The organism is Haladaptatus sp. ZSTT2 (assembly GCF_037081775.1).
GTDB lineage: Archaea > Halobacteriota > Halobacteria > Halobacteriales > Halococcaceae > QDMS2.
The window spans coordinates 2,137,718-2,163,760 of the sequence record NZ_JBAMHQ010000001.1; the positions used below are offsets into that span (position 1 = coordinate 2,137,718).

The window sequence follows — 26,043 nt, forward strand, 5'->3', positions numbered from 1 at the left end:
AAAAAAATGAAAACTGGTGTTCTTGGAATGGGGTCCGACGTCTTACCGGATGACGTCGAGGCCGTTGTTGTTCTCGACTTCGTTCTGGCCGCCGTCTGACTGCGCACCGAACGTCTTGATGCCGTTGCCGTCGTTGTCGTCGCCACCTTCGTTGAGTTTGGCGCGCGAGCGGTTGGCCTGTTTCTGCGTCGATGGGCCGAGGATTTGGGCGCTCTGGACGCCGGTCATGATTGCCATGACGCGAACCTTGCCCTTGTACTCCTCTTGGATGCGCGCGCCCCAGATGACGTTCGCTGAGGCGTCGAGCCGTTCGGTGATGTTCTGGGCGATGCCCTCTGCCTCTTTGAGTGTGAGGTCTGGGCCGCCAGTGATGTGGACGAGGCCACCCGATGCGCCGCGGTAGTCCACGTCGAGCAGCGGGTGGTTCATCGCGTCGCGCACCACTTCTTCGGTCTTGTTCTTGTCTTGGGTCTCACCAACGAGCATCACGGCGACGCCGCCTTGGTTCATGATGGCGGTCATGTCGGCGTAGTCAAGGTTGATGAGCGACGGCTGGGTAATCGTCTCCGAGATGCCCTTTACGGTTTCGGCGATGATCTGGTCCATGACCGAGAACGCCTTGCCGATTGGGAGGTTCGGGACGTAGTCGAGCAGGCGGTTGTTGTCGAGGACGATGATGGAGTCCGCGGCGTTGCGGAGCTTTTCGAGGCCCTCTTCTGCTTTCACCGTGCGGGCACGCTCGACGTTGAACGGTGTCGAGACCATGCCGACGACGATTGCGCCTTGCTCTTTTGCGATTTTGGCGACGACGGGTGCCGCACCGGTCCCCGTCCCGCCACCCATCCCTGCCGTGACGAACACGAGGTCTGCCTCGCCGAGCACTTCCTTGATGGTCCCCTGGGCCATCTCGGTTGCGCGTTCGCCCATCGATGGGTCGCCACCGGCACCAAGCCCTTGGGTCAGCGACTTGCCGACGAGAATCTTGGTGTCCGCCTCAATCATCTTGAGGTGTTGTTTGTCGGTGTTGATGGCGATTGTGTCTGCGCCCTCGACACCGATGTTGTACAGACGGTTGATGGTGTTGTTACCGGCACCACCCGCGCCGACGATGACGATTCGTGGGTCGCCAAACTCGTCACCAGTGGACGAGGCGTCGGACATCTTTCGCTGTTCTGCTTCCGAGTTTTCAAGCGCTGATTGAACGATGTCTTGCATTGTTAGACCCTCGCCCAGTTGCGCTTTTTGCTCGTGGGCTCGCGGCCCTCTGTCTGTTCGTTGAGCATTTCGCGGACTGCCGACCGAATGGCCTCACTGCGATTCGGGAACTCTCCCGTTTCGACCATTCGCTCAACTTCCTCGATCTGCTGCTTTGGAATCCGTAGTGTCACACGCTCCATGGTATATCCCCTTTGTAAGATGTACGTATGCAGGTCACCCGCATACTTGTCTTACACACCAAAACCGAGAGAGGTCGCACCGTTCCACCCCTACTTTGGCGGTCTGTAAGACAACCGTCTTACGCAGAAGTATGCACTAATTGAAGGGTTATAAATGTTGTGGCGATTGTAAGACACTCGCCCAAAAATTTGCTTTCGTCCGGCGTTTACGGTCGGTCAAGTACGTCCGCTGCCGGTGTCCGACGGCCACAGCTCGGGCAGAACGCCCAGTCTGAACGCACCTCATCGCCGCACTCACAGAACACGCGATGGGTCGCTTTTTCACCGCAGTTTGGACAATACACGTGGTCGCCGTTGAGCGATTCACCACATTGGACACACGCGTTCTCCGGCTGTTCGCGGGGCGCTGACTCCGATGTCTTACGTACCGTCTCGCGAGCGCGTACCCCGTCGCCTTCGAGCGAGATGGTGACGTTTACGTCCTGTGCACGCTGACCGTGCGCGCCAAGGCGGGCGTCAATGAGCGTGTCGAGTCGTTCTGAGATGAGCGCGTCCACGCGCTCTGCGACGAGCGCGTCGAGGCTGTCGGCAGACGCCTCGGGTTCGGGCGTCGGACTCGCGTCGAGGTACTGCCTGAGCGCCTCGCGCATGACCTCGCTCTTCGAGGAGTCGAACTCCTCTAAGCGTCGCACGAGGTCATCGTCTGCCCGAAACGTGATTTTGCTCATCTCTGCAATCGTCTTACGGGTTGTCTCCCACGCATATTAACTTTCCTACCAGTCTGACGACTGTCGTCTGCCCGGCATCCGCACGCCGGGTGCGAATAATAATTCTTAAGTCGCACAATCGTCCTACGTTGTATTGTATCCGCTCTTAGCTCAGCCTGGTAGAGCAGTCGACTGTAGATCGACTGGTCCCCCGTTCAAATCGGGGAGAGCGGACTGAACTTCAACACCCGTGAGCGCAGCGAATCGGTGTTGAATGTGAGGGACTTCTCGACCCGATTTGAAAAAGGAGCGACTGCAGGGAGCGACTGGCTTCAAATCGGGGAGCGCGAACCTTTCCTGCGAACAACGTGAGCAGTGAAAAGTGCACCCGACCGATTTTGTGCCTGTGAGTCGCAGCTCGTGAGCGAAGCGAACGAGACCGTCTCACTTCGTTCAAATCGGGGAGCGCGAATTCCTGTTCTCGCCACCTCCCAGTAGACACTCCGCGCTCGGGTCGAAAGTGACGACGAACAGACCAACATCGTTGAGAGACACACCCAACGGACGGTCAAAAACGCAGTTAGTAGTTCTTGTTCAGTCCAACACCGCAGCGAGCGGGTCGACGAACCCTGCGCCGTAGTACTCCTTGCCGTAGCCCTCTGGAACGCTTGCGGTGCGTTCGAGGACGTTTCGAACCTGACCGGCAGAGTAGTCTGGATTCACGCTTTTGACGAGTGCGGCGGCGGCAGCGACCTGCGGGGCGGCCATGCTCGTCCCGGCGAGCCACGAGTAGGTGTTTTGGATGTTAAAGGAGTCCGTGGCTTCGTCGTAGGTCGGGATGGCGTAGGTGTTGTACACGAGGTCGTAGAACCACGGGACGCCGGTGTCGATGGCGTCTACGTCCGCGTCGCCGCCGGGTGCGCCGAGGTCGACCGCGTTCGTACCGTAGTTGGTGTAGAACGCAGGCGAATCGAACGCTTCTCGCAGGCCGTCGTCACCCCACAGGTAGCCAACGGGGCCGGTCGCGCTGATGCTCATGACGTTTGCCGCCTCGTTTGGCAGGCTGATGGCGTTGCTGTCGTGTTGGAGGTCTGCGCCGTCGTTGCCCGACGACGCCACGATGAGCGTGCCGAGTTGGTTGCTCACGTAGGCGGTGGTTCGGTTGAGCACTTTGCCGTAGAATTGGCCGTTTGCGCTTCGAGAAACTGGGTACGCGCCGAGGCTCATGTTCGCCGCGTCACAGCCAATCTGTCCCGCGTACACGAGCGCGGCGAGGATGTCGCCGAAACTCGCGGAGGGGCCGGTCGAGAACACGCGACAGTCGATGATTTCGGTGGCTGGGGCGCTGCCGGTCACGCCTTCGTCGTTCTGGTCGTTCGCGGCGATGATGCCCGCGACGTGCGTGCCGTGACCGCCACCGATGGCGCGACCTGCGCCGTAGCCGTCGCCAGTGAAGTTCCGCGAGAGGTCGGTGTTGACCGCATGTTGGAGGTCAGGGTGGTCTGCAGAGACGCCAGAGTCGATGACCGCAACGCGCGTGCCCTCACCGCGCGTCACGTCGTGGACGGCGGGGATGTTCTGTACGTGCTTGTCCCACTGAATTGCGTAGCCGGGTTCGTCTACGGTTTCGGTCGCGCTCGCGGGAATGTCGAGTTCGTAAACGAGGTCGGGTGCAAAGGAGACTCCGAGGGCAGCGACCGCCGACTTCGTTCCCGAGACAACGGCGTAGTCAAGGTCGCCTAGGTCGTGGACGACGCTTACAGCCGACGCGGCGAGCTGCTGGTCGCGCAGGTGTTTTGTTTCGACGATAAACCGGTTGGCTGACTCCGTAGCGGAAACGGTTGGACTGGCGGCAATCCCACCCACGAGAAGGCCACTCGCTTTGAGAAAACGACGACGAGAGTTGTTTACCATACACCTTACTGTTCTCACACGTTATTATATATTATTCTATATGTTGGTTGTTTAATCAAGACTTGGACAAGATGTAAAAAGACGTGTCTCAGTAGTACTGTTGGCTGAAAAACGGGAGGAAGGTGGTGGTGTTACGCCGTCGCCTTGAGGACGTCGTCTAAGTACTGCTTTTCCCACTCTTTGCGCGCTTCGATTTCGCGGCGACCGCGACGCGTGAGCGTGTAGAAGTTCGTCCGGCGGTCGAGTTCGCCCTTTTCGACGAGGCCCTTGTCGACGAGGGTGTCGAGATTCGGGTAGAGTCGCCCGTGGTGAATCTCCTTTTCGTAGTAGGATTCGAGTTCTTCTTTGATGGCGAGGCCATGCGGTTCGTCTTTGCCTGCAATCACGTACAACAGGTCACGCTGGAAACCAGTCAGGTCGTGCATTACTACACAGTATCACGTAGCCCTTCTTATCCCTAATGGCCGAATACGTGTTTCATTGACACATATTTCCCCAATTATCTGTCTCAATCGATGCTGCGAGAACCAGCCGATGAAATTACGCAGACTGTATCCCCGTGATTTCGAATCGCGCCCCCCCAGACGCCCCCTCTCGAATCGAAATATCCCAGTCGTGCCCCTCAACGATTTGCTGTACGATTGACAACCCGAGTCCGGTTCCGTCAGCGCCGTCGGTGTACCCGGCTTCGAACACTTCGTCTCTGCGATTTAGGGGGATTCCCGGTCCGTTGTCTTCGACGTAAAACCCGGCCTCGTCTACGAGTGAGCCGACGCGAACTGCCACCGTCTCACCGCCGTGTTCGATGGCGTTTCGAAAGAGGTTCTCGAACAGTTCGTACAGCCGACCCTCATCAGCCAACAGCGTCGTGAAGTGGTCTACGTCCACGGTCAGCGTCGCCTCGTGTGACTCGACGTGCGACCACGCCGTTTCGACCGCCCGTCGAAGCGCGACCTCGTCCGGGTCGAGCACGGTTCGTCCCTGTTTTGCAAGCGTGAGCAACTCGTCTATCAACTGCTTCATTCGCAGGTGGGCACTCTCGACCGAATCGAGATGCTCCTCGCCGCCGACCTCCCGGGCGAGCGAGAGCTGTCCCATAGCGATGGCGAGTGGGTTTCGCAGGTCGTGGGCAATCGTATCAGCGAACGTTTCGAGCCGTTCGTTCTGGCGTTCGAGGTTCTCCTGTTTCTCGATTCGCTCCGTGATATCTCTGAAGATACCAATCCGCTCTGTTTCCGTGCCGAGGTCGGTGATGCTGTCGGTGCGCACCTCCGTCACGAGTCGCGCGCCGCTTTCGGGTTCCCACTCGACCGTCATCGTATCTGACTCCTCGCCAGTCATCTGTCGGTGGAATCGTTCGACAGACGCGGGAGGCGAGAGGTGGAGCGCTGAGATTGGCGCGCCCCTGACTGCTGACGCCTCGACGTCGAAGGTGGTGGTGAACGCGTTGTTCACCTCCGTTACGATTCCATCGGCCGTCCCGACGATAATGGGGTCTGGTGAGGCGTGGAACAACGTTTTGAACCGCTGTTCGCTCTGTTTTTTCTGCCGCGTGAGTTCGAGCGAAAGCGCGCGCCGTTCGAGGAGATTCTCGACACGAGCGGTGAGTGCGGTTTTGCTCACTGGGCGCTGTATCACCTCGTCTACAACGTCTGTGACTGCAGAGGAGAGGTCGTCTGGCGAGTGCGTACCGGTGAGCAGCAAGTACGGCAGAAAGGTCGGTTCAGTCGCTTCCTTGTGTGCTTCGAGCTGCTCGCGATACCGTCGAAACGACCGCAGATCTACCAGACAGAGATCAAACGTCGGGTCGGAAAATGGGTCGTCTGCGTGCGTTTGGATAGCAACGTCAGAAAACTGGTTTGCGAGGAGCTCTCGATTCCGGTCGCTCTCTACGAGCAACAACAGCGTCGGCGTCGAGATGACGTCGCTGGCTATAGACGCCACTCGTTGTTCAGTCATTGCTCCGGTGCTCCGGTCTGACGTCCCATTCCGGAGAACCGCTGAGGATGCCGCGCAAGTCTGTGAGCGGGTCTCCAACGGTGATACCGTACTTCGTAATCTCGAATTCGCGAAGCGTTCGCTCGAAGTTACTGGTGCGCATCTTCAACACGCCGATGACCTTCCGCATCTCCCCTTCGAACTCGAGGTGTCGGAAGAAGACGATGTTATCTGCGAGATAGCTGATGCCGACGTTCGTCGCCTGGAACTCTCCGGTCACGCTCGCCACCTCATCGATGAGGATGACGGTCACGCCCATGTTTTTCAGGTACTTGTTGAGCGAGTGCAGGTGCGTGATGAGTTCGTCTTCCTCGCCCTGAAGGCTGAGTTTGTAGCCAGCCACCCCGTCTATCATGACGATATCCGTGCCCTCGACTTCGACCTCGTGACGAACTCGTTCTGCGAACTCCTGTGGCGAGACTTTGAGCGGCTCTATCTCTTCGACTTTGAGCGACCCCCGCTCACACATCTTCGTGACTGGTGTGTTGATGGCTTCAGAGCGCTGTTTGAACGTCGCTTCTGATTCTTCAAAGAGGTAGATGACCGACCGTTCGCCCCGGCCTGCGGCCTCTTTCATGAACTGCGTGCCCGTCGTTGTTTTCCCGACACCCGTCGGGCCGCTAATCACGGTGACTGTGCCGCGATTCAACCCGCCGTAGAGCAGTTCGTCCACTTCGGGAATCCCCGCCGAAATCTTCTCATCGACGAACGACTTGTCGTGGCTCTCCGGGTTGATCTCGGGGTAGACGGTGAGTCCGTCTGAATCCAGTCGCACCGAGTGATTCCCATTTCTGACGGACGACCCGCGAAACTTCGGGACGCTAATTCGGCGTCCAGTCGAGGTGTAGCCGAGTTCGATGGTTCCATCGCTCATGAACTGGAGGTCTTCGTCGGGTGCATTCTCCGTCGCTTGTGTCGTAAACAGGACGGTTGCGCCGTACTCACTGAGAAGGCGCATGAACGACAGTGCCTGTTTCCGGAACTGGTACTCGTCGGTCGAGAGGTAGCGAAGCTGGGTAATCGGGTCGACGAACACACGGTCTGGTTCGAGTTCTTCGACGCGGTCTGTTATCGCCTCGACCATCGGGTCACGCTCGACTTCGTTCGACTCGAAAATATCGTAGCCTTGGTCGTCTGCGAAGAACTTTGAGTTCGGGCTTAAATCGAGAAAGTTGATGCCCTCTACATCGAAGCCAAGCCCGGCTGCGTTCTGGGCGATGTCTTCGGTCGTCTCCTCAAGATTGATGAACAGTGTGGTTTCATCGTTTTCGACGCCCTGTGTGAGGAAGTGGAGGCCAAGGATTGTTTTTCCCGTTCCCGGGTCACCGCGAACGAGATAGCTTCGCTCCGTGATGAGCCCGCCGTTGAGGATGTGGTCGAGGCGCTCTATGCCGGTCGAAATGCGTTCTGTTGCGTGCGTGCGGTTCTTCTGTGGGCCAGGGTCTGAATCATGCGTCATGGTTGGCAGAGGAGGGTGGTGGTTGCGAATGGGAGGCGGTTTCAAATACCCATTTCGGCCGTCGAGCGGCCGGTAGCACGTTTTCTGGCGCGGGCTGCCAGCGTTCGCGTCACGGGCAAAACCCATCGGTGGTCTGTCACCTCAGAAAAGTTCTATAACTAATACATATAGTCTGGCTGTAAAAATGTTCTGGTCAGCTGTCCTAACCGACGTTTCCGCGTGCCACGCGAAGATCACGGTGTATTTACTATCGTACTATGTGGTTTATCCGTTCGAGGTGCGCACCACTTTTTCGAGCTTTGTGGAGGTTCTTTCACCACGTGTCTCTCTCGAAAATCGCCTCGCAGTTTGCTTATCTCAGTAATATAACTGCGTTGTTATAACTCGAATATCATTCCCAAAACATCTATGATACTTCAGAGAGTGGTAGTGTTGTGAACGTGGTCATTCTTGCTGAAGCTTCGGTCAGTAATGCCGTAGCCGAGGCACTCGCTGACCACACCGTCCACCGCGTTTCGTCGGTCGATGCAGCCAGCAACGTGGCCGCCCCGGACGTGTTTTTCGCCTCGCTTTCGATTCCGGGTGTCACGGCGTTTGCGTCCACAGTGGACATCCCGCTCATTGCAATTGCCAACGACGACACCCCACGCGATGAGTTCAGTGCCGTCCTTTCACAGCCACACGACCCCGAGGCCGTGCGCGCTGCTTTCGCTTGTGCCAAACGCGTCATCGACTATCAACGCGCCGTAGACGAACTCTACACGCTGTGTCGCGCGCGCGCAAAAGGTGGCGCGGTGTCCTCGCGCGAACTCCGCGAAGCACGCTCGTCTGCGCGCGAACGCTTCCAAGCGGTCAACCGAAGCGGAATTCCGCCGCTCAAACAGTTGCTTCGGTGAGCCACGCGAACTCGCCACGCCAGTCGAACGCTGTCTCGACCTGTCCGCAAACTGTGAACTTTTATTCACCATACCGTCACAAGTAGGGCTAATGGTCGAGGCGTTTGTCATCGCAAGCGGAAAAGGCGGGACGGGAAAGACGACGAGTACGTTGGCCCTCGGGATGGCGTTTGCCATCGCAAGCGGAAAAGGCGGGATGGGAAAGACGACGAGTACGTTGGCCCTCGGGATGGCGCTTGCCACCGAGTACGACGTCACGGTTGTTGCCGCAGACACGGGGATGGCGAATCTCTTGTTCCACGCCGGACTCGCGGATGTCGACACCACGCTTCACGACGTGTTGTTGAGCGACGACCCCGCGCCCGTCTCTGCTGCCGTCTACGAACAGTTCGGGATGAAGGTCGTCCCCTGTGGCACGAGCCTCACTGATTTCAAGGCCGCAGACCCCGCCCGCCTCAGACACGCCGTCGCGGAACTCGCCGCTGACACGGACGTGCTCTTGCTCGACTCACCTGCTGCCCTCGACAGCAAGAGCGCCGTCCTGCCAATCGTGCTCGCAGACCGCATCATCGTCGTACTCGAACCGACGATTCCGGCGCTCTCTGACGCCCTCAAGGTCCAAGAGTACGCTCGGTCGTACAGCACGGGCACGGCAGGCGTCCTGTTCAACAAGGTGCGCGACGAAGCGGGCATCGACCGCATCACCGAGCAGGCAGAACGCTACTTCGACGGGCCGACGCTCGCCACCGTCCCCGCGAGCGAACACGCCCGCGCCGCGCGACGCGCCGGAAAACCACTGCTCGCCCACGCGCCGGAGTCAACGGCGGCCGACGCCTACCGCACCGCCGCAGCAACCATCGACGTGCGGGCGGGCGAGTCGGGCGCGGTGGCAGACCGCTTTCGCAGTGCGGTGATTCCAAAATCGCCATGAAACTGCCCCGAGGCACCCTCGAAAAATCGCGCGTCGTCCCAAGCCCTGGAGCCACGTTCGAGACGGCGCTCTCCCGCGAACTCACCGGCTACGCCGTCCTCGTCCCACAGGACTCGCTGTTGCTCAACGAGGACTGCCGCGGCGTGGTGACCTTCGAGGCAGGCATTCCAATGCTTGCCTACCACAAGGGGACAGACCGCGGCGGCCCGGCGGCGCTTGCCGACCTCACCGTCCCGGGGCCCCTACAGCGTCTCGCTGTTTTCGCTCAGCAGCGAGACGCTTACAGCCGTCCACGATAACGAGGCGCTGACCGTCCCACCGGGGATGCCCGCAGAGCGTCTCGCAGGCGACGCAGATCTCGCGGCGAGAACGAGAGCCGCTGCGCCGCAGGCCCGTCTCACTGCGTCGTCGGAGGAAGCAGACGAACCGGGTGCCGTGGAGGCGTTTCTCGCAGACAAGGCGAAAATCGAGGCTATCCAGCAACAGGCACGTGCAGAGGCCACCGCCCGCGCAGAAGAGTGGGGATTAACTGATCACACAGAGTGACAGAACCGGTGTCGGCTGAGCACGCCGACAAGAGACGCCGCTGACATAATCATTATGCACTCGTAGACCGTGACATACATCAACATGGTTTCGATGGGGGCGACCGCAAGCGCGGTCTACACACGCAGTCCGCAGATGGAGGGGGCAGATTGGTGCCAGGCATTCGAGTGTGCTGGCGCGGCGCAGTTGAGCGAGTTGTATCTCTACGTCGGCGTTGGACTGTTCACACTCGCGCTCGTCGCCACCGTCCTCTATCTCGGACAAGCACGGAGCATCTGTACCACAGAGGTGTCGCGTACCCGCGCAGAACGCGATGCCTACGCGCGATTCCTTCGGCGCGTCACGGGCATCAGCGCCTCGCAGGTGATGACGCAAGTGCAAACCGGCGGGATGACGGTCGCAAACGTGCAGACTGCAGACCAGTCGATAAAGGAGGTGCGAGAGGCGTTCGAACAGACGGTGATGGCGGTTCCACACTTCGCAGAGGAGTACGACGAGCCACTCGAAGTCCACATGGCACTCGAGTTCGGCGACGAACTCGCCCGGGCGGTGAGCCACGGCACACAGCTCACCCCACAGCTCAAACAGGCGCTCATCCAGCAAGCCGAGTTCGCGTGCACCCAGCGCGACGCGATGCTCGGGACGCTCGATACGGAACTCGAAGACCTCGAAGCAGCGACCACCTTGCTCGCCAACGTAGAAACCGAACTCGATGACGTGACCGCAGAGCCACTCTACCGGCGGTCGTACGCAGACCTCCACGCGGCGTGGGAACGCCTTGGCGACCTCGAGCGGAACATCAAATCGTTGCTCACCGAGCGCCAAAAGGAGATGCAGTCGGGGATTCAATTCGGGATTCGCCGCACCGACAGCGGCAAGTTCCACGACTATCTCTACCAGTCGTTAGACGTGTCCTATCCCGTGCTCGCAGACGGGGCGAACACGGTAGACCGCCTTCGGGATATTCGTCACGACATCCTCGATATGCTGACGCGGCGGGTCTGAGAAGCGCCGTATGTTCTGTTATCTCGGCGTTATCGGATTTCATTGAACAGAACGAATTCAGATACGACTACGAATGACAGACTGGATTTTTTGCGGGTGGTACTCTCAATTCGCACGGGTTCGCAGACTCCAGAGAACGCCAAAAACGCCGATAGAGACACTGAACAACGACCCATAGTGCACCACGTCCGTGAAGGAATCCTCGCACTCAACAACCTGAGAGGGGTCATCGTCATAGGTGTCGTGACACGTCTGGATGTTCTGCTGGTTCCCCGCTCCGACGATAAGCCCACCACCGAGTAGCAGCAGGGACAGAACTATCCAGATGGCACGACGATTCATATCAACAATCGAACCACTATTACACCCACCTTGGAAAATGCTTTGTGGTAACTATTCTACATATCGCGTCGATTTCGAGTGGAAACTGTGGTTGATACGTGTTCTCATCAGCACCGCTCGGCTGAATTCAACCGGATCGATTCGCCTGAGTTTCCTCACTCAGCGTAACTGTCGCCGACTCACCCGAGAAAGAGTGATGCGGTTTCTTCGCGTATCTGAGCCATGTCTCTCGTCGAAACGCCCACGAGACGGCCGCCCGGGCCGACTGGCTTTCCGATGGTTGGAAACGGCCTCCAGTTCGGCCACGACCCACTCGGCTACATGACGCACGCAGCGCGTTCCTATGGCGACATCGTCTATCTGGAATTCGGCAGACGCCCCTTCTACCAGTTGAACCATCCCGAATACATCAAGTACGTCCTCGTCGAGAACAACCAGAATTACGTCAAAGGCGACTTGTTCCAGTACCAACTCCGCTTGCTCGGACAGGGTTTGCTGAACAGCGAAGGCGCGACTTGGCGCGAACAGCGCCACCGTCTCGAACCGGCGTTCCATCCGACGAGAATTGCGGCGTTTGCGGAGACGATGACCGCCTACACCACCCGCCTCACCGACGAGTGGCGAGACGGCGAGGTGCGTGACATCCACGACGACATGATGCGACTGACCTTGGAAATCGTCGCGGACGCCCTGTTCTCGGTGGATATTCGCAAGGAGTCGGTCGAAATCGGCGCGGCCCTCGAAACCGTGATGGAGCAGTTCCGTCGCTCCTCGCGACTCCCGGTTGAAGTGCCCGATTGGGTTCCGACGCCCGGCAACATCGAGTTTCACCGCGCGGCGAAGGCGCTCGACGCCGTCGTGGCGAACATCATCCGCGAGCGACAGGCAGGTGAGCGAGACGGCGCAGACGACGTGGTGTCGCGCCTCCTCGACGCCGGAGTTCCCTCAGACAACCTCCGCGACGAGGTGTTGACGCTCGTGCTCGCTGGCCACGAGACGACGGCGCTCGCGCTCTCGTATTCGTTCGACCTGCTCACCCGCAATCCTGCCGTTCTCGCTGATCTCCACGCCGAACTCGACGAACTGGAGGGCCAGCCCCCGACGATGGCGGACATTCCACACATGGAACTCACCGACCGGGTGTTGAAAGAGTCGATGCGCCTCTATCCGCCGGTGTACGGCCTGCTGCGCGAACCCATCGCGGCCGACGAAATCGGCGGCTACCCCATCCCGCCAGGTGCGACCATCGGGATGCACCAGTGGGTGCTCCACCGCGACCCGCGCTTTTTCCCCGACCCGAGAAGCTTCCGGCCCGACCGCTGGACGCCTGCCTTCGAGCAGCAGCTTCCGGCGTTCGCCTACTTCCCCTTCGGGGGTGGCCCGCGCCGGTGTATCGGGGATCGCTTTGCCATGCTCGAAGCGAAGTTCGTGCTGGCGACGATTCTCCAACAGTTCGACATCGAAGCCGTGTCGGACCGCCCGCTGAAACTCGACCCGGCGATTACACTGCGGCCAAAAAATGGCGTTTCGGTGCGGGTGACGCGGCGGTAATCAGGCGAGGAATCGGTAGTCACTACCCTCGTGTTCGACGTAGCCCCGCCGAATGAGTTTTCGGAGAATCGGGTAGAGTGCGATTTTGGCCATGTCGAGTGCCTCGTGGAGGTCGTCGATGGTAGCCTCGCGTTCGGTTCGCAAGTAGAGGTGCAAGTAGAGGTAGATGAGCTTTGCGCGTGGCGAGGCGAGGTCTGGCGGGAGTGTTTCTGTCGTGGCTGTCGCGTGCTTCGAATGCATTGTCACCACTGGCAGTTCGACAATAATAAAGATTCATTACAACAATCGTCGAAATATTATGCTGGGAACCGTCGGTGACTGTGCTCACGGAGGCCGTCATACGTCCGTCTGACGTGTCATTATTGTCGTTCCGCCGGTAGGGAATGGCATGGAGAGTATCGCAGACGCCTACAGCAAGCGAGAACGCCCCGAGCGCGACCCGCGCCGGGTGCTCGCTGGTGGGCTGTTTCTCGTCCTTGGGACCGCCGGACTCATCTCCGCGATTGCCATGGCGACGACGGGCCTCTTCGAGACCCTTGGCCTGAGCGTGTTCGGCGCGCGAAAGCTCGCCGGGGTGCTCGCAGGCGTCGCCATTCCGGCCATTCTACTCGGCATCGTGATTGCGCTCCCGACCGAGAAAGCCGCTCTGCGTGGTGTTCTCGGGGGGAGTTTGCTCGCGCTTATCGGCGTCGCCATCTTCCAGTTCGCCTATCCCTACTGGTGGAGCGGCGCGACGACGGGGAATCCAGACCTCACCTTGCTCGTCGTCGGGACGTACTTCCTCGGGACAATCGTCGCCTTCGCCTACGTGTTCGTCGCCGTCGCCACGTTCAAAACCCGTAACACGCCCGGTGATAAGGTGACCGTCGAAATCATGACCGAAGGCGAGACGCGCACGATTGAAGTCCACCGCTCTGAGGTCGCTGAGACGATTTCTGCCACCAACCGCTCGCACTCGAACAACTGACCGGACGAACGGCTTTCTTTCTCGCTCCCGTACCCGGAGTAGACTCCGTCGATGATGACGACAACGCACATCGCAGTCGGCATGACCCTCGCCTACGGACTCGTGGCGCTGTTCCCCGAGTTTACACCCGTCGTCCTCGGCGTCGCCATCGTCGCGAGTATCTTCCCCGACCTCGACGTGCTGTTCGAGCACCGAAAGACGCTCCACTTCCCCGTCTACTACGCGCTCGTCGCCCTCCCCGCCGCCGTGGTCGCCGCCGTTTGGCCCTCGACGCTCTCGGTTGGCGTGTTCACCTTCCTGTTGTTCGCGTGGGTCCACTCGGTGTCCGACATCTTCGGCGGTGGCGCAGAGGCCCGCCCGTGGGAAGTCGAGTCGCGACGCGCGGTGTACGTCCACCTCACGAAGCGCTGGCTTCCACCCGACAGAGGCGTCAGATACGACGGCTCGCCCGAAGACCTCGCGCTCGTGGTGGCGTTTTCGGTGCCCGCCTTCGTTCTCTCTGACGGCCCGTTGTTCTACCTGCTCTGTGTGAACCTCGCGCTGTCGGTCGTCTACACGGTGTTCAGAAAGCAGGTTCCCGATTTCGACCTCTCGTGAGCATCACGGATGCAAGGCTTTGATACGACGCCCGAACAAGCGAGAGCTATGTCCACCGGACTCGCTCCAGACGGCCTCAAATTCGCGGTAATCGCGTTCTTGGCTGGCCTCGCGGCGACGATTTTCTCCCCGATTGGCGCGCTGTTTGGCTTTCTCCTCTCTGGGTCTGTGTTGCTGTTCTACCGCGACCCCGACCGCGAGATAACCACTGAGGGTGTCGCCGCCCCCGCAGACGGCAAGGTGTCGGTCATCCGCCGCGAGGGCGACCAACTCCGCGTTGGCACCTACATGAGCGCCCGCGACGTCCACGTGAACCGCGCCCCACTCGCGGGGACGGTGCAGAACGTCACGCACAAACCCGGCGGCTACAAGCTCGCCTTCTCGAAAGAGTCGGACAACAACGAACAGCTCCACATCGAATTCGAAGAGTTCACCGTCGTGCTCATCGCCGGCTGGTTCGCCCGGCGCATCCATCCCTACGTCGAAGCCGGTGATGAGGTCGAAAAAGGCGACCGTATCGGCCACATCTCCTTCGGAAGTCGCGCCGACGTGCTTCTCCCACCCGACATCACCGAAGACATGCTGGCGGTCGAAGAAGGCGACCGCGTGTATGCGGGCACCTCGATGCTCGCCCACGGGTTTAAGGAGTAATCAGCAGAACACACCGTAGATGGAGGGCGTTCTCTGGTACGTGCTTGCGAGTTCACGAGGCGGCCCGACGCGGGTTCGCATTCTCAAAGCACTCAACGAGCGGCCACAGAACGCAAACCAACTCGCAACGGCGCTAGAGCTCGACTACACGACGATTCGCCACCACCTCGACGTGCTGATGAAGAACAACGTCGTTCGTCGCACGGACGACGACTACGCGGCCGTCTACCTGTTCACCGACCAGCTCAAATCGAACTGGGACGTCGTCGAAGAGGTGCTCGCAGTCGTTGACCGGGAGGACCCATGAGTTCGGACGAATTTTGGACAGCACATATAGCGACGACACACCAACGAGGAACTGATGAGTAGCCTGCTCGACGCAGCACGCGTTGCCGCCGCCGTAAACGTGCTCTTGCTCGTAGCACTTGGCTCGGTCTGGCTGCGCAACTTCCGCGCCCACGGGGCACGGCACACGAAAGGCCTGCTCGTGTTCGCCGCCTTCCTGCTCGTCGAAAACCTCTTGTGGCTCTACTTCTACGTGTTCCACCCCGCCTTTATCGGCTGGTTCGAGAACGCTGGCACCGACGTGCAAGTCGGTATGACACTGCTCTGTGGGCTGGAACTCGTTGCGCTTGCCTACCTCACACGCATCACCGTCGAGTGAAGCTTGGACGAATTTTGGATGAAGTTCGGACAACGCTCATACCGCGGTCGCTCGCCGTTCTAGATATGGCCATTTCACGACGCCTGTTTCTCGCCGTGACCGCCTCTGCAAGCCTCGCGGGCTGCCTTGGCGGCTCTGGCGGCGAGACGACCGAGACGACAACGACGGCGTCCACGACCGAGGCGACGACCACGGACGCAGAAATGACAACCACCGAAGGCGGGATGGACGGGGCCACCGTGCAGGTCACGTCCCACCCCGACCTCGGCGACATTCTCGTTGGCCCGGACGGACGCACCCTCTACATGTTCGACCGGGACACCGAAGGCGACCCGATGAGCACCTGCAGCGGGGGCTGTGCGTCGACGTGGCCGCCGCTTACCGTCACCGACTCGCCCACGAAAACGGACGACGTGTCTGCAGCACTCACCACCTTCGAGCGAGATGACGGCTCGATGCAGGTGGCTGCGGGTGGCTGGCCGCTCTACTACTTCGCCCCTGATGAGAACCCCGGTGACGCGAAAGGGCAGGGTGTAAACGACATCTGGTGGGTACTCAAACCCGATGGAACGCCGATCAGACCGTCGGAGACCGACGACACAGAAACCAGCCAGAGCTACTACGCGTTCTGAACACTCCTGTCACGAGTTTTTCGCTGGACAAAATCAGCGGGTGCGCCTTACTGTTCGAGCGGGACGTATTTGGTCGAAAGCAGCCATGCGTCGGTCATCGATGGGTCTTCGATGACCGCGACGGAGCGGAATTCGTCTTCGTATTCGGTGTAGATGAGGTCGGAGTCGTCAGTTTTCTGCGGTTGTTTGTAGTCCATGATGAGTGGTGTGTTGTGGGGTGGTCAAGTGGCGATTAGTCGCTAAGGCCAGTGTACGAAGAGACGCCGCTGGCTGGGTCTGCCTGCTTTGGTTCGAGAGAAATATCGACCGCGTCTGTGGCCGTGACTTCGATTGTGGCGACAACCTCTTCGAGTGGAACGGTCACCGTTCCTTCTCGTCGGCCGCCGACGCGCGTCGTTCGAAAGAGCGAATCGAGTGCTTCGGGGTCAACGTAGTCGAACACGCACACGTGCAATTCGTGTGGCTCGACTGCGTGCCAGTCTGCGAGCGCTTCGACGAGTAACTCGCTCACTGGCCGCGTAAATGCCCCCTCGTTTCCGTTCATCCGAAGCGTTTCGTACATCTTCGAACATTCATGGGTTTTAGACTTCCTAAGAAGTTGACCGTTGGTATGTTACACGCGAACCGGGGAAAATTTAGCATAGTAAATCGGCCGTCTGACGCTCCTACTCTTGCGTCTGACGCTCGTCTCTGTCAAAGAGTAACTTGAATAAGGTCCGCTCACCGGCGCGAATATGTCTGTTGACGGTCGGTTGTGTCACGCCGAGTATCTCTGCGACTTCCTGACCATTACTCCGGCGTGGCCATTCGAAAAAGCCGCTGAAATACGCCGTTTTGATGACCTCTTCTTGGCGTTTTGTGAGCCGGTTTCGCACCTCGTTTTCGAACTCTTGTTGGGTCATCACGGGAGTGTCGAACTCTCGGCGCGCCTTGAGCGTGACGTGCCCAAACGTCGATTCGAGGTGGGCGACGAACTGGCGGACGTCCGTGCTCTGTGGCACTCTGACTTTCAACTCCGCCGCCCGATCTTCGACCGAGAGCTGGTCGAGACTCGCCCCCCGTTCGATGAGCGTCGAGATGAACGTCGAACTCTCGATGGTACACTCACAGAGACACTCGCCGTCCGACTCTGCGATGAGCGTGAACTGACTGACGGCAGCCGATTGCTCTGCGTGCGTCCGAATTACGTCGGGGGCAATTCCCCGCACGTTGAAAAACAGGTGCATGTTTCCGTCGAGTCGTCGCACGGCGGTTTTCAGCGTGAACTGGCCCTGCGAGCCGTCGATGAAGCCGAGGATTGGCGTTTCGAGGTTTGTGATGGTGAAGTCGAGTTCGACCGAACTCTCGCTTACGAGCGCGCGCTTTCGTTCGAGGGCGTTCATCGCATAGCCAATCGACTGGCCGAGTTCTCCGAGTACGGACAGCTCCATCTCCTCGAAGACGAGCGGTTTCGTTGAATACAGGTTCAACACGCCGTACACGGTGTCTCTGTAGACAATGGGGACAGCTGCACTCGCCCGGAAACCACGCGAAAGCGCCTCTTCGCGCCACGGCTCTGCGACCGCGTCGGTCAAGATATTGTTCTGGACCTGTGGCTCTCTGGTTTCGATGGCCCGCGTTGCAGGCCCGCGACTCGTCTCCGTGCCGTCGGTCGTGATGGTGATGTGGTCGAGGTAGCCGTCGCCAGCGCCCGCAGAGCTAACCGGCGTAACCGCCTCTGTCGTCGGATTCGTGTGGCCAATCCAGACGAACGCAAACGGGTCGATGTCCGCCAACTTCTCACAGACGAGGGCTTCGATTTCCTCTTGGGTGTCCGCTTGAATCAGCACCTTCGTGATGTCGCGGATGGCTCGATTGATGCGGTTTACCCGGTTGAGTCGCTTGTTTTTCTGTTCGAGGCGGTCGCGCTGGTTGCGCAGGTCTGCTTCCCGGGCGGCGCGATTGAGCGACGAGCGCGCGTTCGAACAGAGCATCCCGGTGAGCAACAGGTCTGTCTCGCGAAACGCCTCCTTCTCGGGCGAGCACGTCACGAACACGCCGAACTCGCCAAGTGGGAAGATGCCCACACACTGGACGCTCGCGTTCTCTTCGGTGGGGGCGGAGAACTCGGATAAGACGGTCGCTTCGTCGCGGATGAACACCTCCCACACCGGGCTGTCGCCAACCTCCCCGAGCAACGGCGAGTCGACGAGCGCGGCCGCCCCGTTTGTCTGGGCGGCGAGTGTGAGGTCGCCTTCTGCTTCGTCGTACTCTAAGATGTAGGTGTAGGGGAGGTCGAGGACGTCTGTGGCCGCTTCGACCACGATTGAACAGACCTCGGAGGCGGTCTTCGCTTCGGGGAGTTGTTGGGCTTTTTCGTTCAACGCTTCGAAGCGCGTCTCGCGCTGTTTCGTCTCGGTGATATCTTCGAACGTGAAGATGCCGCGCATCGCATCGCCGTCTTCAACGCGCGTCCGCGAGCCGTTTATCGACAGCCACACCCAACTGCCGTCGGGTCGGGTGATGCCCAACTCGAAGTCGTAGACGGTGGCTCCCGATTCGAGCACTTTCGTGAACGGGAGTTCGTCGATAGAAAGCGGTTCGCCGTTGCCGTCGGTAAACGCAAAGTCGGGTGGGGAGTTTCGCAACTGGTCGCGCGAGACGCCTGCAATCTCCACCGCGCGGTCGTTGATGTGTTCGATTTCCCCTGTTTCGTCGAGAATCATGATGCCGACCGGCGCGGTGTCGATGACCTGCTGGTTGAGATTGCGCTGGGTGCGCAACTCGTCTTGGAGGCGTCGTTCTTCGCTGATGTCGAGTCCCTCTGCGACGATGCCGGTCACGGTATCGCCAACGAACACCGGCCGCGCTTGGAAATCGACGGCGACGGTGGTGCCATCAGACCGTTCGTACGTGACTTCGAACTTGCTGTACTCGCCGTCTGCAACGCGTTCGAGTTCGCCTTTTAGCTGCGCTTGGAGTTCCGCAGAGTGAGACCACCACGGGCAGTCCCAGAACTGCTTGCCAACCACGTCCTCTAAGGCAACGCTCGCCACGTCGAGGGCGGGCTGGTTTGCGTTGTACACCGTCCCATCCGGCCCGAGCAGGGCGAAAAACGTAAACGGGTCGTTGAACACCGCCTCGAACTGGCGTTTTCGCTTTCGCCGCAACTGCTCTGCCTGTTTTCGGTCTGCGATGTCGCGGATGACGCCCGTGAAATACCGGGTTCCATCCTGCGTAAACTCGGAAAACGAGACGCCAAACGGCACGTCGCTGCCGTCTTTGTGCACGCCGGGGAGTTCTGCGTAACTCCAGTCGAAGTGGCGTTGGTTCGTCTCGAGATAGCGGGCGACCGCGTCGTGGTGTTGGGCGGCGAGGCTGTCGCTCATCAGTACCGCGAGCGATTCGCCGATGAGTTCTGCTGGCTCGTAGCCAAACAGCGCTTCGACCGCCGGATTCACGAACTGGATGATGCTGTCGGTGTCGATGGTGATGATGCAGTCTGCAGTGGATTCGACGATTGCTGCGAGGTGGGCGTCGTCGCGCGTCTCGAGGCGTGGTTCGCGTGGCTCGGTGGTTCGTATCCGCTGGAGAGTTTCGCTGAGAATGTGGATGCTTTCCGGGGTGCGCTGAATGACTGTCGCCACTCCGGCCTCGTATGCTGTGGCGATGGCGTGTTCTGACGGTGGGTCGTCGTAGATGATGACTGGGAGCGATGAATCAACCGAACAGAGGGCGTCGTAACTATCGAAATCGGTGACGAAGGCGTGAACCTCTTCGTCTGCGAGTCGGCTTCGCCACTGGTCTGTGTCGGTGAACTCAACCCGAATGTCGTTTGCGGCGAGGTGTGAACGCATCTGCTCACCTGTGGCTGCGGTGGATCGATCCGTGACAACAAGAACGTAAAAATAGGATGACATCTTGGGTGAGCGGGTTACTACTTCCTCACACTTCCGAGATAAAAAAACTGCGCCATAATTTCTGTAACAATGAATGAACATTTCGAGTTACATAGTGTGTTTTTGAAACAAATAACACCGAAAAACCACCCGGGCCCGGGAGACAGTACGGGGGCGCGTACAATTCGTGGTTACTGTTCGTCTACATCGGTCTCCTCTGTTGGGGTGAATGCGAGCGGGAGTGGGACGGGCTGTAAACGCGCGGTAAATCGCGCGTTCGCAGAAACCTCCCGGTTGAACGTTCGCTGGTGGTTCAATTCGTAGGTCCCAGCTCGCAATCCGACCAGCCGACCCTCTTCTTCTCGGTCTGTCTCAGACGTCTCCGCGATACTGATGTCGAATTCGGCTTCGACGGTCGCCTCGCTGAACTGATAGCGCGTCGGCTCGAATCCGAGTTCGAGCAACGAACGCGAGACCGGTTCCTCGGCTTCGGTCGTCATCGTTCCATCTACGGCGAGCGTGCGGGTGAGTTGTGGAACGACATCAACACGTGTCTCCGAGAGGACAGCAAGCAACTCGGCGGTCGAGAGGTCGAGTTTTGTTTGTGCTTCGGTGACACCCTCTGCGAGCATGTACAGCAGTTCATCGAACGGTACGTCCGGCTCCTCGCGCGTATGCACGGGCTGGATAAGCGCGCGTCGCTGCAAGTCGAGGGGCGTTATCGGCATCTTCTCACGCGTCCTCAGGAGCCGCTGGGCGGTTGTCGATGGTCTCGACCTCGGGGAACAGGTACTTCGGTGGTGGTACGGGAACCATCTTGGTCACCAGCCGAGAGGTTCCGTGTACCTCCTTTCCGAATTTCCGATTGTGCTCGACATCAACCGAGACGTTCGCGCTGAACGGTCCCCAGCCAAACTTGGTATCGATGCCGACTTCGACGTTGGTCTCGGTTTGAAGTTTTGTTTTGATGTCCATTTCGACCTCGATAGTTGCTTCACTAAACTGATAGAACGTCGGAAACAGACCGACTTGCAACAGTGAGACGTCGATTGCGTCTGCGGCTTCAAACGTGACGCTTCCGTCCGCCGCAATCGTTCGTGTAATCGCAGGAACTACTTCGATTTCCGTTTCTGCGAGTACTTGCGCCACCTCAACGGAGTTTTTGTCAAGTTGATGCTGTGCGTCTGCAATACCCTGTGCTAGACTTGCCACCATCTCCGGGAGGGGGACGTCTAGAAGTTCTTGGCCAACACTCATGTTATCAATCCTCAAAGACTATTCGACTAAATATATATTAAATGTATCTGAAAATAACAACGAGTGGAGGGGTAATGGTGGGTGAACGCATGGTGCCGTTCACGATTCGACAGACGGGGCGTTCGCTCCGAGCGTCGCCCGGAGGCGATCCTGGTCGATGTTCACTGGACCTGCCATCGCTACCAGCGGCGCGGTTTTAACTCGAGTAGCCCGGCGAAACGAGGTGTGTACCACGGCAATGCCAGACCGGTGGTGAAAGACCAGACTGCCGACGCCGACGACGGTGAGAACTCCGCGCATGAACGTTTCGTGGTCGGCTTCAGGAACACGTTTGACGAGAAAGAACGTCTCGTCACTCGGCGTCGGCCCCGCCACCTCGATACGCGCGCCGAACCGGTCTGCGAGGGTCATTTGAGCCTCTGCGCGTCGGAAATAATTTTCTCAGCTCGACCGACGCTAGTTCCGAGGACCACTGCAAGTTCTTCAGGGTCTGCCGAAGCAACCTCAACCACTCGTTTGATGTTGGCGTTTTCGAGTCGCCGCGCAAACGTCTCTCCCACCCCCGAAATCTCCGTGAGTGCAACGATTCCGCGCGACTCGCGTTCTGGTTGCGTCACGTCTCGCTCGTCGAGGACGCGCTCAACCTCGCCGTCTGCGAGGACTAAATCGACCGGCATCTCCGGTTCGGTGAGCGAAAACGGTGACGGGAACTGTTCTATCACGGTTCCTGGCTGGTCGTCGCTCGTAATCACGTCGACGCTGCCAACGGTCAACCCGGCGCGGGCGATGACGGCTTCCGCCGCTTCGCGGTCCACGAACCGCACGTCTGGCACGGATACGAACGTCGTCTCCGGCTTTTTGGCTGTGGCTGTGAGATCAAAACGGAACGTGCTAATCGATTCACTCAGGACGGATTCGCTCGGTTCTGGCAGGTGAAAGCGAATGCCTTCGTCGGTGTTCACGACCAGCGTTTTGAAATCAACGTGAAGGTCAGAGACGGCGTAGTTTGTACCGGACAGTTCGGCGCTCGCAGCCGTGAGTGCATCACCGAAATCCGTGAAGACGGCATCCGGTTCGAGCATCGGTCGCGTCGCCTCGAACCCATCAAGGCGGTCGAGAAGGGAGTCTCGCTCTTTTTCCAACACTTCGACGCGGTGGGTCAGCGCGTCGCGCTCGCTTTGAATCCCGACGAGATCTGTCTGGAGGGTTGCAATCAGTTCGTCACGGGCGCGAATGTGCGTCTCTATCTCTGCAGCTTCCTCATCGTCTAAGTGCTCGCGGTTTACGCGCTCTAACTCATCGACACGAAACGGCGCGTCTCGACCGATACCAATTCCCCCGCGCCGGGGGTCAAAACTCATCAGTCCCTCCGTGCGGGAACCGGAACGATTTGGAGCGCCACGGTACTCGCAATGTCGGCTTCGTACTCTGATACCGACCTCTCGCTGGCATGCAACGGTTTTGCGACTAGGCGTGGTCGATATGCCCGAATCGTCCCCGACGAATCGCGCTCTGGTTCGCCCTCAATAGAGAGCGTCACTTGGAGGTCAACATCGACGCCCGAGAAGCGAAGCCACGCTGCCTCTGCCGGATAGTCGAGGTCGCCGCGCGCGACCGCACGGTCTAAATCACGCTGGGTTGCCAGCGATTGTCGATCCAACTCTGCTTGCCCTTGTGCAACTGCCCCGGCAACGCTCCGGACCACCTCGGATAGCGGGCGCGAGACGAACTCTTCTGTCGACATTCTCCCTCATAATTTCTCATTCAACGATATAAATATATGTTTGAATAATTGTGAAATTAAAATGTCAGTCTGGATTAATGTTGGATTCGCACGCTGTGACCCGGTAATACAAAAAACGACGGGCGCAGCGGAACACGTAGAATTTGCTTTAATATTGCTAGTATCTGTTGGGCGTGTTCCTAATTGCTCACTGGCCGTTGAACACCTGGGACGCTATCTCAGTCAAAAAGAAACCGCTAATTCGATCCACGAGTCGACTTTCCGTTTTCACCACACTTGGACGAAACCCGCGACGACCGTTGACTCGCCCACTTTACTTGAGCGACACCTGAGACTGCGTCTGCTGTTCGCTCGTGCCGAGGAGCGACATCCGCCGTTTCCGGAGCGTGTTTCTGAACATCTCCTTTGCTTCGATACGGTCTGCTTCCCACGCTCTAATGCGCTCATCGGGGATGTACTGACAGTGGTGAAAGCGTAGTTCGACACGACTCAATGCGTTGATGAAACAGTCGAGAAACTCGGCGACAACCGCGTAATCGGGGTCGTGTTCGAGCAACGCTTTGACCGTTCGATGCCATTGCAAGAACAGTTTGTATAACTCCGGATAGTCATCGGCTGGGTAGGTGGCTTCCAAGCGGTCGAGCGCCGTTTCAACGACGCGGCGGGTCGATTTGAGTCCCGGCTCGAAATCACCGAGGGTGGATTGTTGGTTGTAATCCGTCCGGTCGAGCCAGCGCCTGAGCGCATCGAGCGTTCGAATGAATTCGTTTGGTGCGAGGTGGTCGAACTGAAACTGCGTGATTTCGTCGGTGTTTTTCTGCCCTAACTGTTCGACTGTCCAGTCGATTGCGTCGTCGATTGCCGCTTTGGTGGACGCAGATGCGGCGAACTCCCACTCGCTGAGTCCGTTCACGGGAATGTACTCTTGGCCGTTCCAGTATTTCGCCGCGGGTGCGTGGTAGAAATCGCCGTTGAGCGCGTGTTCGTCGAGTGCTTCGCCGTAGATGTACCAATAGCGCGGCAACTCAATCTCCACACCGAGGGTATTTTGGAGATAGTGGTCTGTGATACAACTCAACTTGAGGAATTTTGACCGGGAGATACTGGTCGTATTCACTTCTTCCAGTGCCACCAGCAGGTGGTAACACAGGTATTCGCGTGACCCTAATTGTGGTTGTCCGGTCGTCATGGAGCCTGGTGTCTTCGCTCGGTCAAGGCTTTGGTTTGCATTGGATATCACACTCGGTCGACCGTGTTCGATTCTGTGCCCGGGTCTGTTAGGGTGAGGTCACTCGCGTCAAGCCGTCCAGAGAGATAGTCTGCCCCGAGGTCGGTCAGTGCGTACGCGGCATCGAAGCCGTCGTATTCGAGTAGTCCCGCTCGCCAGAGCAGTTCCAACCGCTGTTCGAGATAGTCGAGCGGATAGTTCAAATCGCCGCCCGTCTCTGCCAGTTCGGTTCGAAGCGTTCGGGCGCGGTGTGCGCCACTCGCTTCGAGAAATTCTAGGATTCGGTCGTCAGGTTGCGCCATCCATTGGGCATGTCTTCGCATGAATTTTTCAGTCTTACAGCTCCCACTCTGTTTCTTGTCGCCGGTGCATCTCATTCGATTGTTTCTCCGCTTTCGTCTTTTCCTCCTCATGTGGCCCGTCCGCCGAGCGTATGCTGTGTGTCTGACTAATGTGTGATTGACCACCGTAATATCTGTTTCCCATTTTGATATATCAATGACAGCAACTGTATGGATATGTATGGTGTCGTTCTAGCTTGGCTTCGAAACCCGCTATTTTCGCCGCTCACACAATTTGTCAGTGGTGTCGGAGGAGGATTATCCAAATTCAGCAATGTGACCATTGGTGCGCTGTCTGGCTGATTAGGTCGGCACGGTGGGGCGTTTTATTAGTCACCCGTCACGTCGGTTCGGCTCTGCGACCAGTCACGAATCGTCTACCCCGTCGCCCGCTAGGTCGCCCTCATCGCCACTGAAGCACTGCGGGTTGCCCACCAATGCCACCTCAGTATCGGCGGGGGAACTGATAGTTCGCAGTGAAGATTTGACAGGAGAGACACAAAGCGTATTGCAACCCCCCTTCTCGCCTGAACCATGCCAGGTGCACGCGTCACGAGCGGCGAGCGGGTCACACTTCGGACCGCCGAAGCCGAAGACATCCCCTTTCTTCAGCGCGCAGGTGCCGAGCCAGAACTTCGGTATTCGCTTGGCCACAAGGTGAAAAATCAGGGCCAGTACGAAATTTCGTCCAATCGAAACGGCCCGGATACACTCATCGTCTGTCTCGAAAATGAGGAGCCAGCAGACGGCGCAGACGGCATCACTCGAATCGGACAAATCGCGGTCATGGATGGTCACTACAAACGCCCGGAACTCGGCTACTGGCTCGTCCCTGAGGTACACGGTGAGGGCTACGGCAAAGAGGCCGTCTCGCTCGTCATCGACTACGTCTTTCGCTCGTACAACACACCCGCGATTGGCGCGCAAGCGTTCGACTTCAACGAAGCGTCGCGCGGCCTCTTAGAATCGCTTGGCTTCACCGAAGAAGGGCGAAAACGCCAGTTCATGTTCGTCGATGGTGCCCATCGCGACATGGTGCAGTACGGGTTGCTCCGTGAGGAGTGGGACGGCGCGTAACGCGACCTGCACACTTGATGTGGCTGCACATGCCGTGTCACTCGGCTTCACCAGCGCTCTGTCTCCTCACTTCACCACGTCCCATGGTACCTGATAACATGACGATAAAATCGTTCCCAACATCCGACAAATACGCGATCGGCGTGTCGGGGTGGGCGCTTCCAATACGTGTTAGAACTGAGAATAGTCTCTCCTACCACCTCGAAGAAACACGGACAAAGAGCGGGTGTGGGGCCTGTTAAGCCCGGCCGCACCCCAAAC

At 58.8% G+C, this 26,043-nt stretch carries 29 protein-coding genes, 1 tRNA gene and 1 pseudogene; 13 read left to right on the forward strand and 18 right to left on the reverse strand.

Going from position 1 to position 26,043, the window contains the following annotated elements:
- Nucleotides 1-42: 42 nt before the first annotated feature.
- The 3 genes from ftsZ to V5N13_RS11690 form a co-directional block, all read right to left on the reverse strand.
- The gene (ftsZ, locus tag V5N13_RS11680) at nt 43-1,215 is read right to left on the reverse strand and encodes a cell division protein FtsZ (protein ID WP_332898091.1); all 1,173 of its coding nucleotides are present in this window, start codon (nt 1,213-1,215) and stop codon (nt 43-45) included.
- A 2-nt stretch (nt 1,216-1,217) separates the two neighbouring features.
- On the reverse strand, nt 1,218-1,397 hold the full coding sequence (locus V5N13_RS11685; RefSeq protein WP_332898092.1) for a ribbon-helix-helix domain-containing protein: 180 nt from the start codon (nt 1,395-1,397) through the stop codon (nt 1,218-1,220).
- Nucleotides 1,398-1,603: 206 nt separating this feature from the next.
- Nucleotides 1,604-2,125: a double zinc ribbon domain-containing protein gene (locus V5N13_RS11690; RefSeq protein ID WP_332898093.1), complete on the reverse strand. Its 522-nt coding sequence runs from the start codon at nt 2,123-2,125 to the stop codon at nt 1,604-1,606.
- A 139-nt stretch (nt 2,126-2,264) separates the two neighbouring features.
- On the opposite strand from V5N13_RS11690, the gene V5N13_RS11695 reads away from it, so the two are divergent.
- A tRNA-Tyr gene (locus V5N13_RS11695) sits at nt 2,265-2,338 on the forward strand.
- A 360-nt stretch (nt 2,339-2,698) separates the two neighbouring features.
- On the opposite strand, the gene V5N13_RS11700 is transcribed toward V5N13_RS11695, so the two are convergent.
- From V5N13_RS11700 to V5N13_RS11715, 4 genes are all read right to left on the reverse strand, one after another.
- Nucleotides 2,699-4,018: a S8 family peptidase gene (locus V5N13_RS11700; protein WP_336360898.1), complete on the reverse strand. Its 1,320-nt coding sequence runs from the start codon at nt 4,016-4,018 to the stop codon at nt 2,699-2,701.
- Nucleotides 4,019-4,149: 131 nt separating this feature from the next.
- On the reverse strand, nt 4,150-4,443 hold the full coding sequence (locus V5N13_RS11705) for a PadR family transcriptional regulator (RefSeq protein ID WP_332898095.1): 294 nt from the start codon (nt 4,441-4,443) through the stop codon (nt 4,150-4,152).
- Nucleotides 4,444-4,558: 115 nt separating this feature from the next.
- On the reverse strand, nt 4,559-5,977 hold the full coding sequence (locus V5N13_RS11710) for a sensor histidine kinase (RefSeq protein WP_336360899.1): 1,419 nt from the start codon (nt 5,975-5,977) through the stop codon (nt 4,559-4,561).
- Entirely contained in the window at nt 5,970-7,475 is a 1,506-nt protein-coding gene (locus tag V5N13_RS11715; protein ID WP_336360900.1) for an ATPase domain-containing protein, read from the reverse strand. Before V5N13_RS11715 ends, V5N13_RS11710 begins: the two co-directional genes overlap by 8 nt.
- A gap of 434 nt (nt 7,476-7,909) precedes the next feature.
- Here V5N13_RS11715 and V5N13_RS11720 point away from each other — a divergent pair, with 434 nt between their 5' ends.
- The 5 genes and pseudogenes from V5N13_RS11720 (at nt 7,910) to V5N13_RS11745 (ending at nt 12,746) form a co-directional block, all read left to right on the forward strand.
- On the forward strand, nt 7,910-8,371 hold the full coding sequence (locus V5N13_RS11720; protein WP_336360901.1) for a hypothetical protein: 462 nt from the start codon (nt 7,910-7,912) through the stop codon (nt 8,369-8,371).
- Between the two features lie 163 nt (nt 8,372-8,534).
- Nucleotides 8,535-9,302, forward strand: a complete 768-nt coding sequence (locus V5N13_RS11725) for a nucleotide-binding protein (protein ID WP_336361433.1) — start codon at nt 8,535-8,537, stop codon at nt 9,300-9,302.
- Nucleotides 9,299-9,848: pseudogene (locus V5N13_RS17180) on the forward strand (hypothetical protein). The gene V5N13_RS11725 and the pseudogene V5N13_RS17180 overlap by 4 nt, the downstream one beginning before the upstream one ends.
- 84 nt (nt 9,849-9,932) lie before the next feature.
- The gene (locus tag V5N13_RS11740; RefSeq protein ID WP_336360904.1) at nt 9,933-10,853 is read left to right on the forward strand and encodes a DUF7260 family protein; all 921 of its coding nucleotides are present in this window, start codon (nt 9,933-9,935) and stop codon (nt 10,851-10,853) included.
- A 564-nt stretch (nt 10,854-11,417) separates the two neighbouring features.
- Complete coding sequence (locus V5N13_RS11745) at nt 11,418-12,746, forward strand: cytochrome P450 (RefSeq protein WP_336360905.1); 1,329 nt, start codon at nt 11,418-11,420, stop codon at nt 12,744-12,746.
- On the opposite strand, the gene V5N13_RS11750 is transcribed toward V5N13_RS11745, so the two are convergent.
- Nucleotides 12,747-12,986 carry a winged helix DNA-binding protein gene (locus V5N13_RS11750; protein WP_336360906.1) on the reverse strand — a complete coding sequence of 80 codons (240 nt, stop codon included), beginning with the start codon at nt 12,984-12,986 and terminating at the stop codon, nt 12,747-12,749. It lies immediately after the preceding gene.
- A gap of 148 nt (nt 12,987-13,134) precedes the next feature.
- On the opposite strand from V5N13_RS11750, the gene V5N13_RS11755 reads away from it, so the two are divergent.
- The 6 genes from V5N13_RS11755 (at nt 13,135) to V5N13_RS11780 (ending at nt 16,257) form a co-directional block, all read left to right on the forward strand.
- Entirely contained in the window at nt 13,135-13,713 is a 579-nt protein-coding gene (locus tag V5N13_RS11755; RefSeq protein ID WP_336360907.1) for a DUF7139 domain-containing protein, read from the forward strand.
- Between the two features lie 54 nt (nt 13,714-13,767).
- Complete coding sequence (locus tag V5N13_RS11760; protein WP_336360908.1) at nt 13,768-14,310, forward strand: metal-dependent hydrolase; 543 nt, start codon at nt 13,768-13,770, stop codon at nt 14,308-14,310.
- Between the two features lie 48 nt (nt 14,311-14,358).
- Nucleotides 14,359-14,961, forward strand: coding sequence for a protein sorting system archaetidylserine decarboxylase (locus V5N13_RS11765; protein WP_332898107.1), 603 nt, complete (start codon nt 14,359-14,361; stop codon nt 14,959-14,961).
- Nucleotides 14,962-14,980: 19 nt separating this feature from the next.
- A complete protein-coding gene (locus V5N13_RS11770; RefSeq protein ID WP_336360909.1) occupies nt 14,981-15,268 on the forward strand; it encodes a winged helix-turn-helix domain-containing protein in 288 nt (95 codons plus the stop codon).
- 54 nt (nt 15,269-15,322) lie between these two features.
- Nucleotides 15,323-15,625 carry a hypothetical protein gene (locus V5N13_RS11775; RefSeq protein ID WP_336360910.1) on the forward strand — a complete coding sequence of 101 codons (303 nt, stop codon included), beginning with the start codon at nt 15,323-15,325 and terminating at the stop codon, nt 15,623-15,625.
- Between the two features lie 65 nt (nt 15,626-15,690).
- A complete protein-coding gene (locus V5N13_RS11780; RefSeq protein ID WP_336360911.1) occupies nt 15,691-16,257 on the forward strand; it encodes a COG4315 family predicted lipoprotein in 567 nt (188 codons plus the stop codon).
- 47 nt (nt 16,258-16,304) lie between these two features.
- On the opposite strand, the gene V5N13_RS11785 is transcribed toward V5N13_RS11780, so the two are convergent.
- From V5N13_RS11785 to V5N13_RS11830, 10 genes are all read right to left on the reverse strand, one after another.
- Nucleotides 16,305-16,454, reverse strand: a complete 150-nt coding sequence (locus V5N13_RS11785; protein WP_332898111.1) for a hypothetical protein — start codon at nt 16,452-16,454, stop codon at nt 16,305-16,307.
- A gap of 35 nt (nt 16,455-16,489) precedes the next feature.
- Nucleotides 16,490-16,819, reverse strand: a complete 330-nt coding sequence (locus tag V5N13_RS11790) for a HalOD1 output domain-containing protein (RefSeq protein ID WP_332898112.1) — start codon at nt 16,817-16,819, stop codon at nt 16,490-16,492.
- Nucleotides 16,820-16,922: 103 nt separating this feature from the next.
- The gene (locus tag V5N13_RS11795) at nt 16,923-20,093 is read right to left on the reverse strand and encodes a PAS domain S-box protein (protein ID WP_336360912.1); all 3,171 of its coding nucleotides are present in this window, start codon (nt 20,091-20,093) and stop codon (nt 16,923-16,925) included.
- Nucleotides 20,094-20,326: 233 nt separating this feature from the next.
- On the reverse strand, nt 20,327-20,863 hold the full coding sequence (locus V5N13_RS11800; protein WP_336360913.1) for a hypothetical protein: 537 nt from the start codon (nt 20,861-20,863) through the stop codon (nt 20,327-20,329).
- 4 nt (nt 20,864-20,867) lie between these two features.
- A complete protein-coding gene (locus V5N13_RS11805) occupies nt 20,868-21,392 on the reverse strand; it encodes a hypothetical protein (protein ID WP_336360914.1) in 525 nt (174 codons plus the stop codon).
- Nucleotides 21,393-21,491: 99 nt separating this feature from the next.
- The gene (locus V5N13_RS11810; protein WP_336360915.1) at nt 21,492-21,803 is read right to left on the reverse strand and encodes a hypothetical protein; all 312 of its coding nucleotides are present in this window, start codon (nt 21,801-21,803) and stop codon (nt 21,492-21,494) included.
- Nucleotides 21,800-22,753, reverse strand: coding sequence for a PASTA domain-containing protein (locus tag V5N13_RS11815; protein WP_336360916.1), 954 nt, complete (start codon nt 22,751-22,753; stop codon nt 21,800-21,802). Before V5N13_RS11815 ends, V5N13_RS11810 begins: the two co-directional genes overlap by 4 nt.
- A complete protein-coding gene (locus tag V5N13_RS11820) occupies nt 22,753-23,136 on the reverse strand; it encodes a hypothetical protein (RefSeq protein WP_336360917.1) in 384 nt (127 codons plus the stop codon). Before V5N13_RS11820 ends, V5N13_RS11815 begins: the two co-directional genes overlap by 1 nt.
- 313 nt (nt 23,137-23,449) lie before the next feature.
- Nucleotides 23,450-24,172 (reverse strand): hypothetical protein, encoded by a 723-nt coding sequence (locus tag V5N13_RS11825; RefSeq protein WP_336360918.1) that lies wholly within the window; start codon nt 24,170-24,172, stop codon nt 23,450-23,452.
- 200 nt (nt 24,173-24,372) lie between these two features.
- A complete protein-coding gene (locus V5N13_RS11830) occupies nt 24,373-24,666 on the reverse strand; it encodes a hypothetical protein (RefSeq protein ID WP_336360919.1) in 294 nt (97 codons plus the stop codon).
- A gap of 573 nt (nt 24,667-25,239) precedes the next feature.
- On the opposite strand from V5N13_RS11830, the gene V5N13_RS11835 reads away from it, so the two are divergent.
- The gene (locus V5N13_RS11835; RefSeq protein WP_336360920.1) at nt 25,240-25,782 is read left to right on the forward strand and encodes a GNAT family N-acetyltransferase; all 543 of its coding nucleotides are present in this window, start codon (nt 25,240-25,242) and stop codon (nt 25,780-25,782) included.
- Nucleotides 25,783-26,043 lie beyond the last annotated feature (261 nt).

Bases quoted from the DNA above. Each gene is read 5' to 3' on its own strand.
- V5N13_RS11775 (WP_336360910.1), top strand. From the start codon at position 15,323: ATGAGTAGCCTGCTCGACGCAGCACGCGTTGCCGCCGCCGTAAACGTG.
- V5N13_RS11790 (WP_332898112.1), bottom strand. From the start codon at position 16,819: ATGTACGAAACGCTTCGGATGAACGGAAACGAGGGGGCATTTACGCGG.
- V5N13_RS11780 (WP_336360911.1), top strand. From the start codon at position 15,691: ATGGCCATTTCACGACGCCTGTTTCTCGCCGTGACCGCCTCTGCAAGC.
- V5N13_RS11690 (WP_332898093.1), bottom strand. From the start codon at position 2,125: ATGAGCAAAATCACGTTTCGGGCAGACGATGACCTCGTGCGACGCTTA.
- V5N13_RS11765 (WP_332898107.1), top strand. From the start codon at position 14,359: ATGTCCACCGGACTCGCTCCAGACGGCCTCAAATTCGCGGTAATCGCG.
- V5N13_RS11755 (WP_336360907.1), top strand. From the start codon at position 13,135: ATGGAGAGTATCGCAGACGCCTACAGCAAGCGAGAACGCCCCGAGCGC.
- V5N13_RS11715 (WP_336360900.1), bottom strand. From the start codon at position 7,475: ATGACGCATGATTCAGACCCTGGCCCACAGAAGAACCGCACGCACGCA.
- V5N13_RS11800 (WP_336360913.1), bottom strand. From the start codon at position 20,863: ATGCCGATAACGCCCCTCGACTTGCAGCGACGCGCGCTTATCCAGCCC.
- ftsZ (WP_332898091.1), bottom strand. From the start codon at position 1,215: ATGCAAGACATCGTTCAATCAGCGCTTGAAAACTCGGAAGCAGAACAG.
- V5N13_RS11710 (WP_336360899.1), bottom strand. From the start codon at position 5,977: ATGACTGAACAACGAGTGGCGTCTATAGCCAGCGACGTCATCTCGACG.
- V5N13_RS11815 (WP_336360916.1), bottom strand. From the start codon at position 22,753: ATGAGTTTTGACCCCCGGCGCGGGGGAATTGGTATCGGTCGAGACGCG.
- V5N13_RS11760 (WP_336360908.1), top strand. From the start codon at position 13,768: ATGACGACAACGCACATCGCAGTCGGCATGACCCTCGCCTACGGACTC.
- V5N13_RS11740 (WP_336360904.1), top strand. From the start codon at position 9,933: ATGGTTTCGATGGGGGCGACCGCAAGCGCGGTCTACACACGCAGTCCG.
- V5N13_RS11685 (WP_332898092.1), bottom strand. From the start codon at position 1,397: ATGGAGCGTGTGACACTACGGATTCCAAAGCAGCAGATCGAGGAAGTT.
- V5N13_RS11700 (WP_336360898.1), bottom strand. From the start codon at position 4,018: ATGGTAAACAACTCTCGTCGTCGTTTTCTCAAAGCGAGTGGCCTTCTC.
- V5N13_RS11820 (WP_336360917.1), bottom strand. From the start codon at position 23,136: ATGTCGACAGAAGAGTTCGTCTCGCGCCCGCTATCCGAGGTGGTCCGG.
- V5N13_RS11750 (WP_336360906.1), bottom strand. From the start codon at position 12,986: ATGCATTCGAAGCACGCGACAGCCACGACAGAAACACTCCCGCCAGAC.
- V5N13_RS11770 (WP_336360909.1), top strand. From the start codon at position 14,981: ATGGAGGGCGTTCTCTGGTACGTGCTTGCGAGTTCACGAGGCGGCCCG.
- V5N13_RS11705 (WP_332898095.1), bottom strand. From the start codon at position 4,443: ATGCACGACCTGACTGGTTTCCAGCGTGACCTGTTGTACGTGATTGCA.
- V5N13_RS11785 (WP_332898111.1), bottom strand. From the start codon at position 16,454: ATGGACTACAAACAACCGCAGAAAACTGACGACTCCGACCTCATCTAC.
- V5N13_RS11805 (WP_336360914.1), bottom strand. From the start codon at position 21,392: ATGAGTGTTGGCCAAGAACTTCTAGACGTCCCCCTCCCGGAGATGGTG.
- V5N13_RS11835 (WP_336360920.1), top strand. From the start codon at position 25,240: ATGCCAGGTGCACGCGTCACGAGCGGCGAGCGGGTCACACTTCGGACC.
- V5N13_RS11745 (WP_336360905.1), top strand. From the start codon at position 11,418: ATGTCTCTCGTCGAAACGCCCACGAGACGGCCGCCCGGGCCGACTGGC.
- V5N13_RS11830 (WP_336360919.1), bottom strand. From the start codon at position 24,666: ATGGCGCAACCTGACGACCGAATCCTAGAATTTCTCGAAGCGAGTGGC.
- V5N13_RS11725 (WP_336361433.1), top strand. From the start codon at position 8,535: ATGGCGTTTGCCATCGCAAGCGGAAAAGGCGGGATGGGAAAGACGACG.
- V5N13_RS11810 (WP_336360915.1), bottom strand. From the start codon at position 21,803: ATGACCCTCGCAGACCGGTTCGGCGCGCGTATCGAGGTGGCGGGGCCG.
- V5N13_RS11795 (WP_336360912.1), bottom strand. From the start codon at position 20,093: ATGCGTTCACACCTCGCCGCAAACGACATTCGGGTTGAGTTCACCGAC.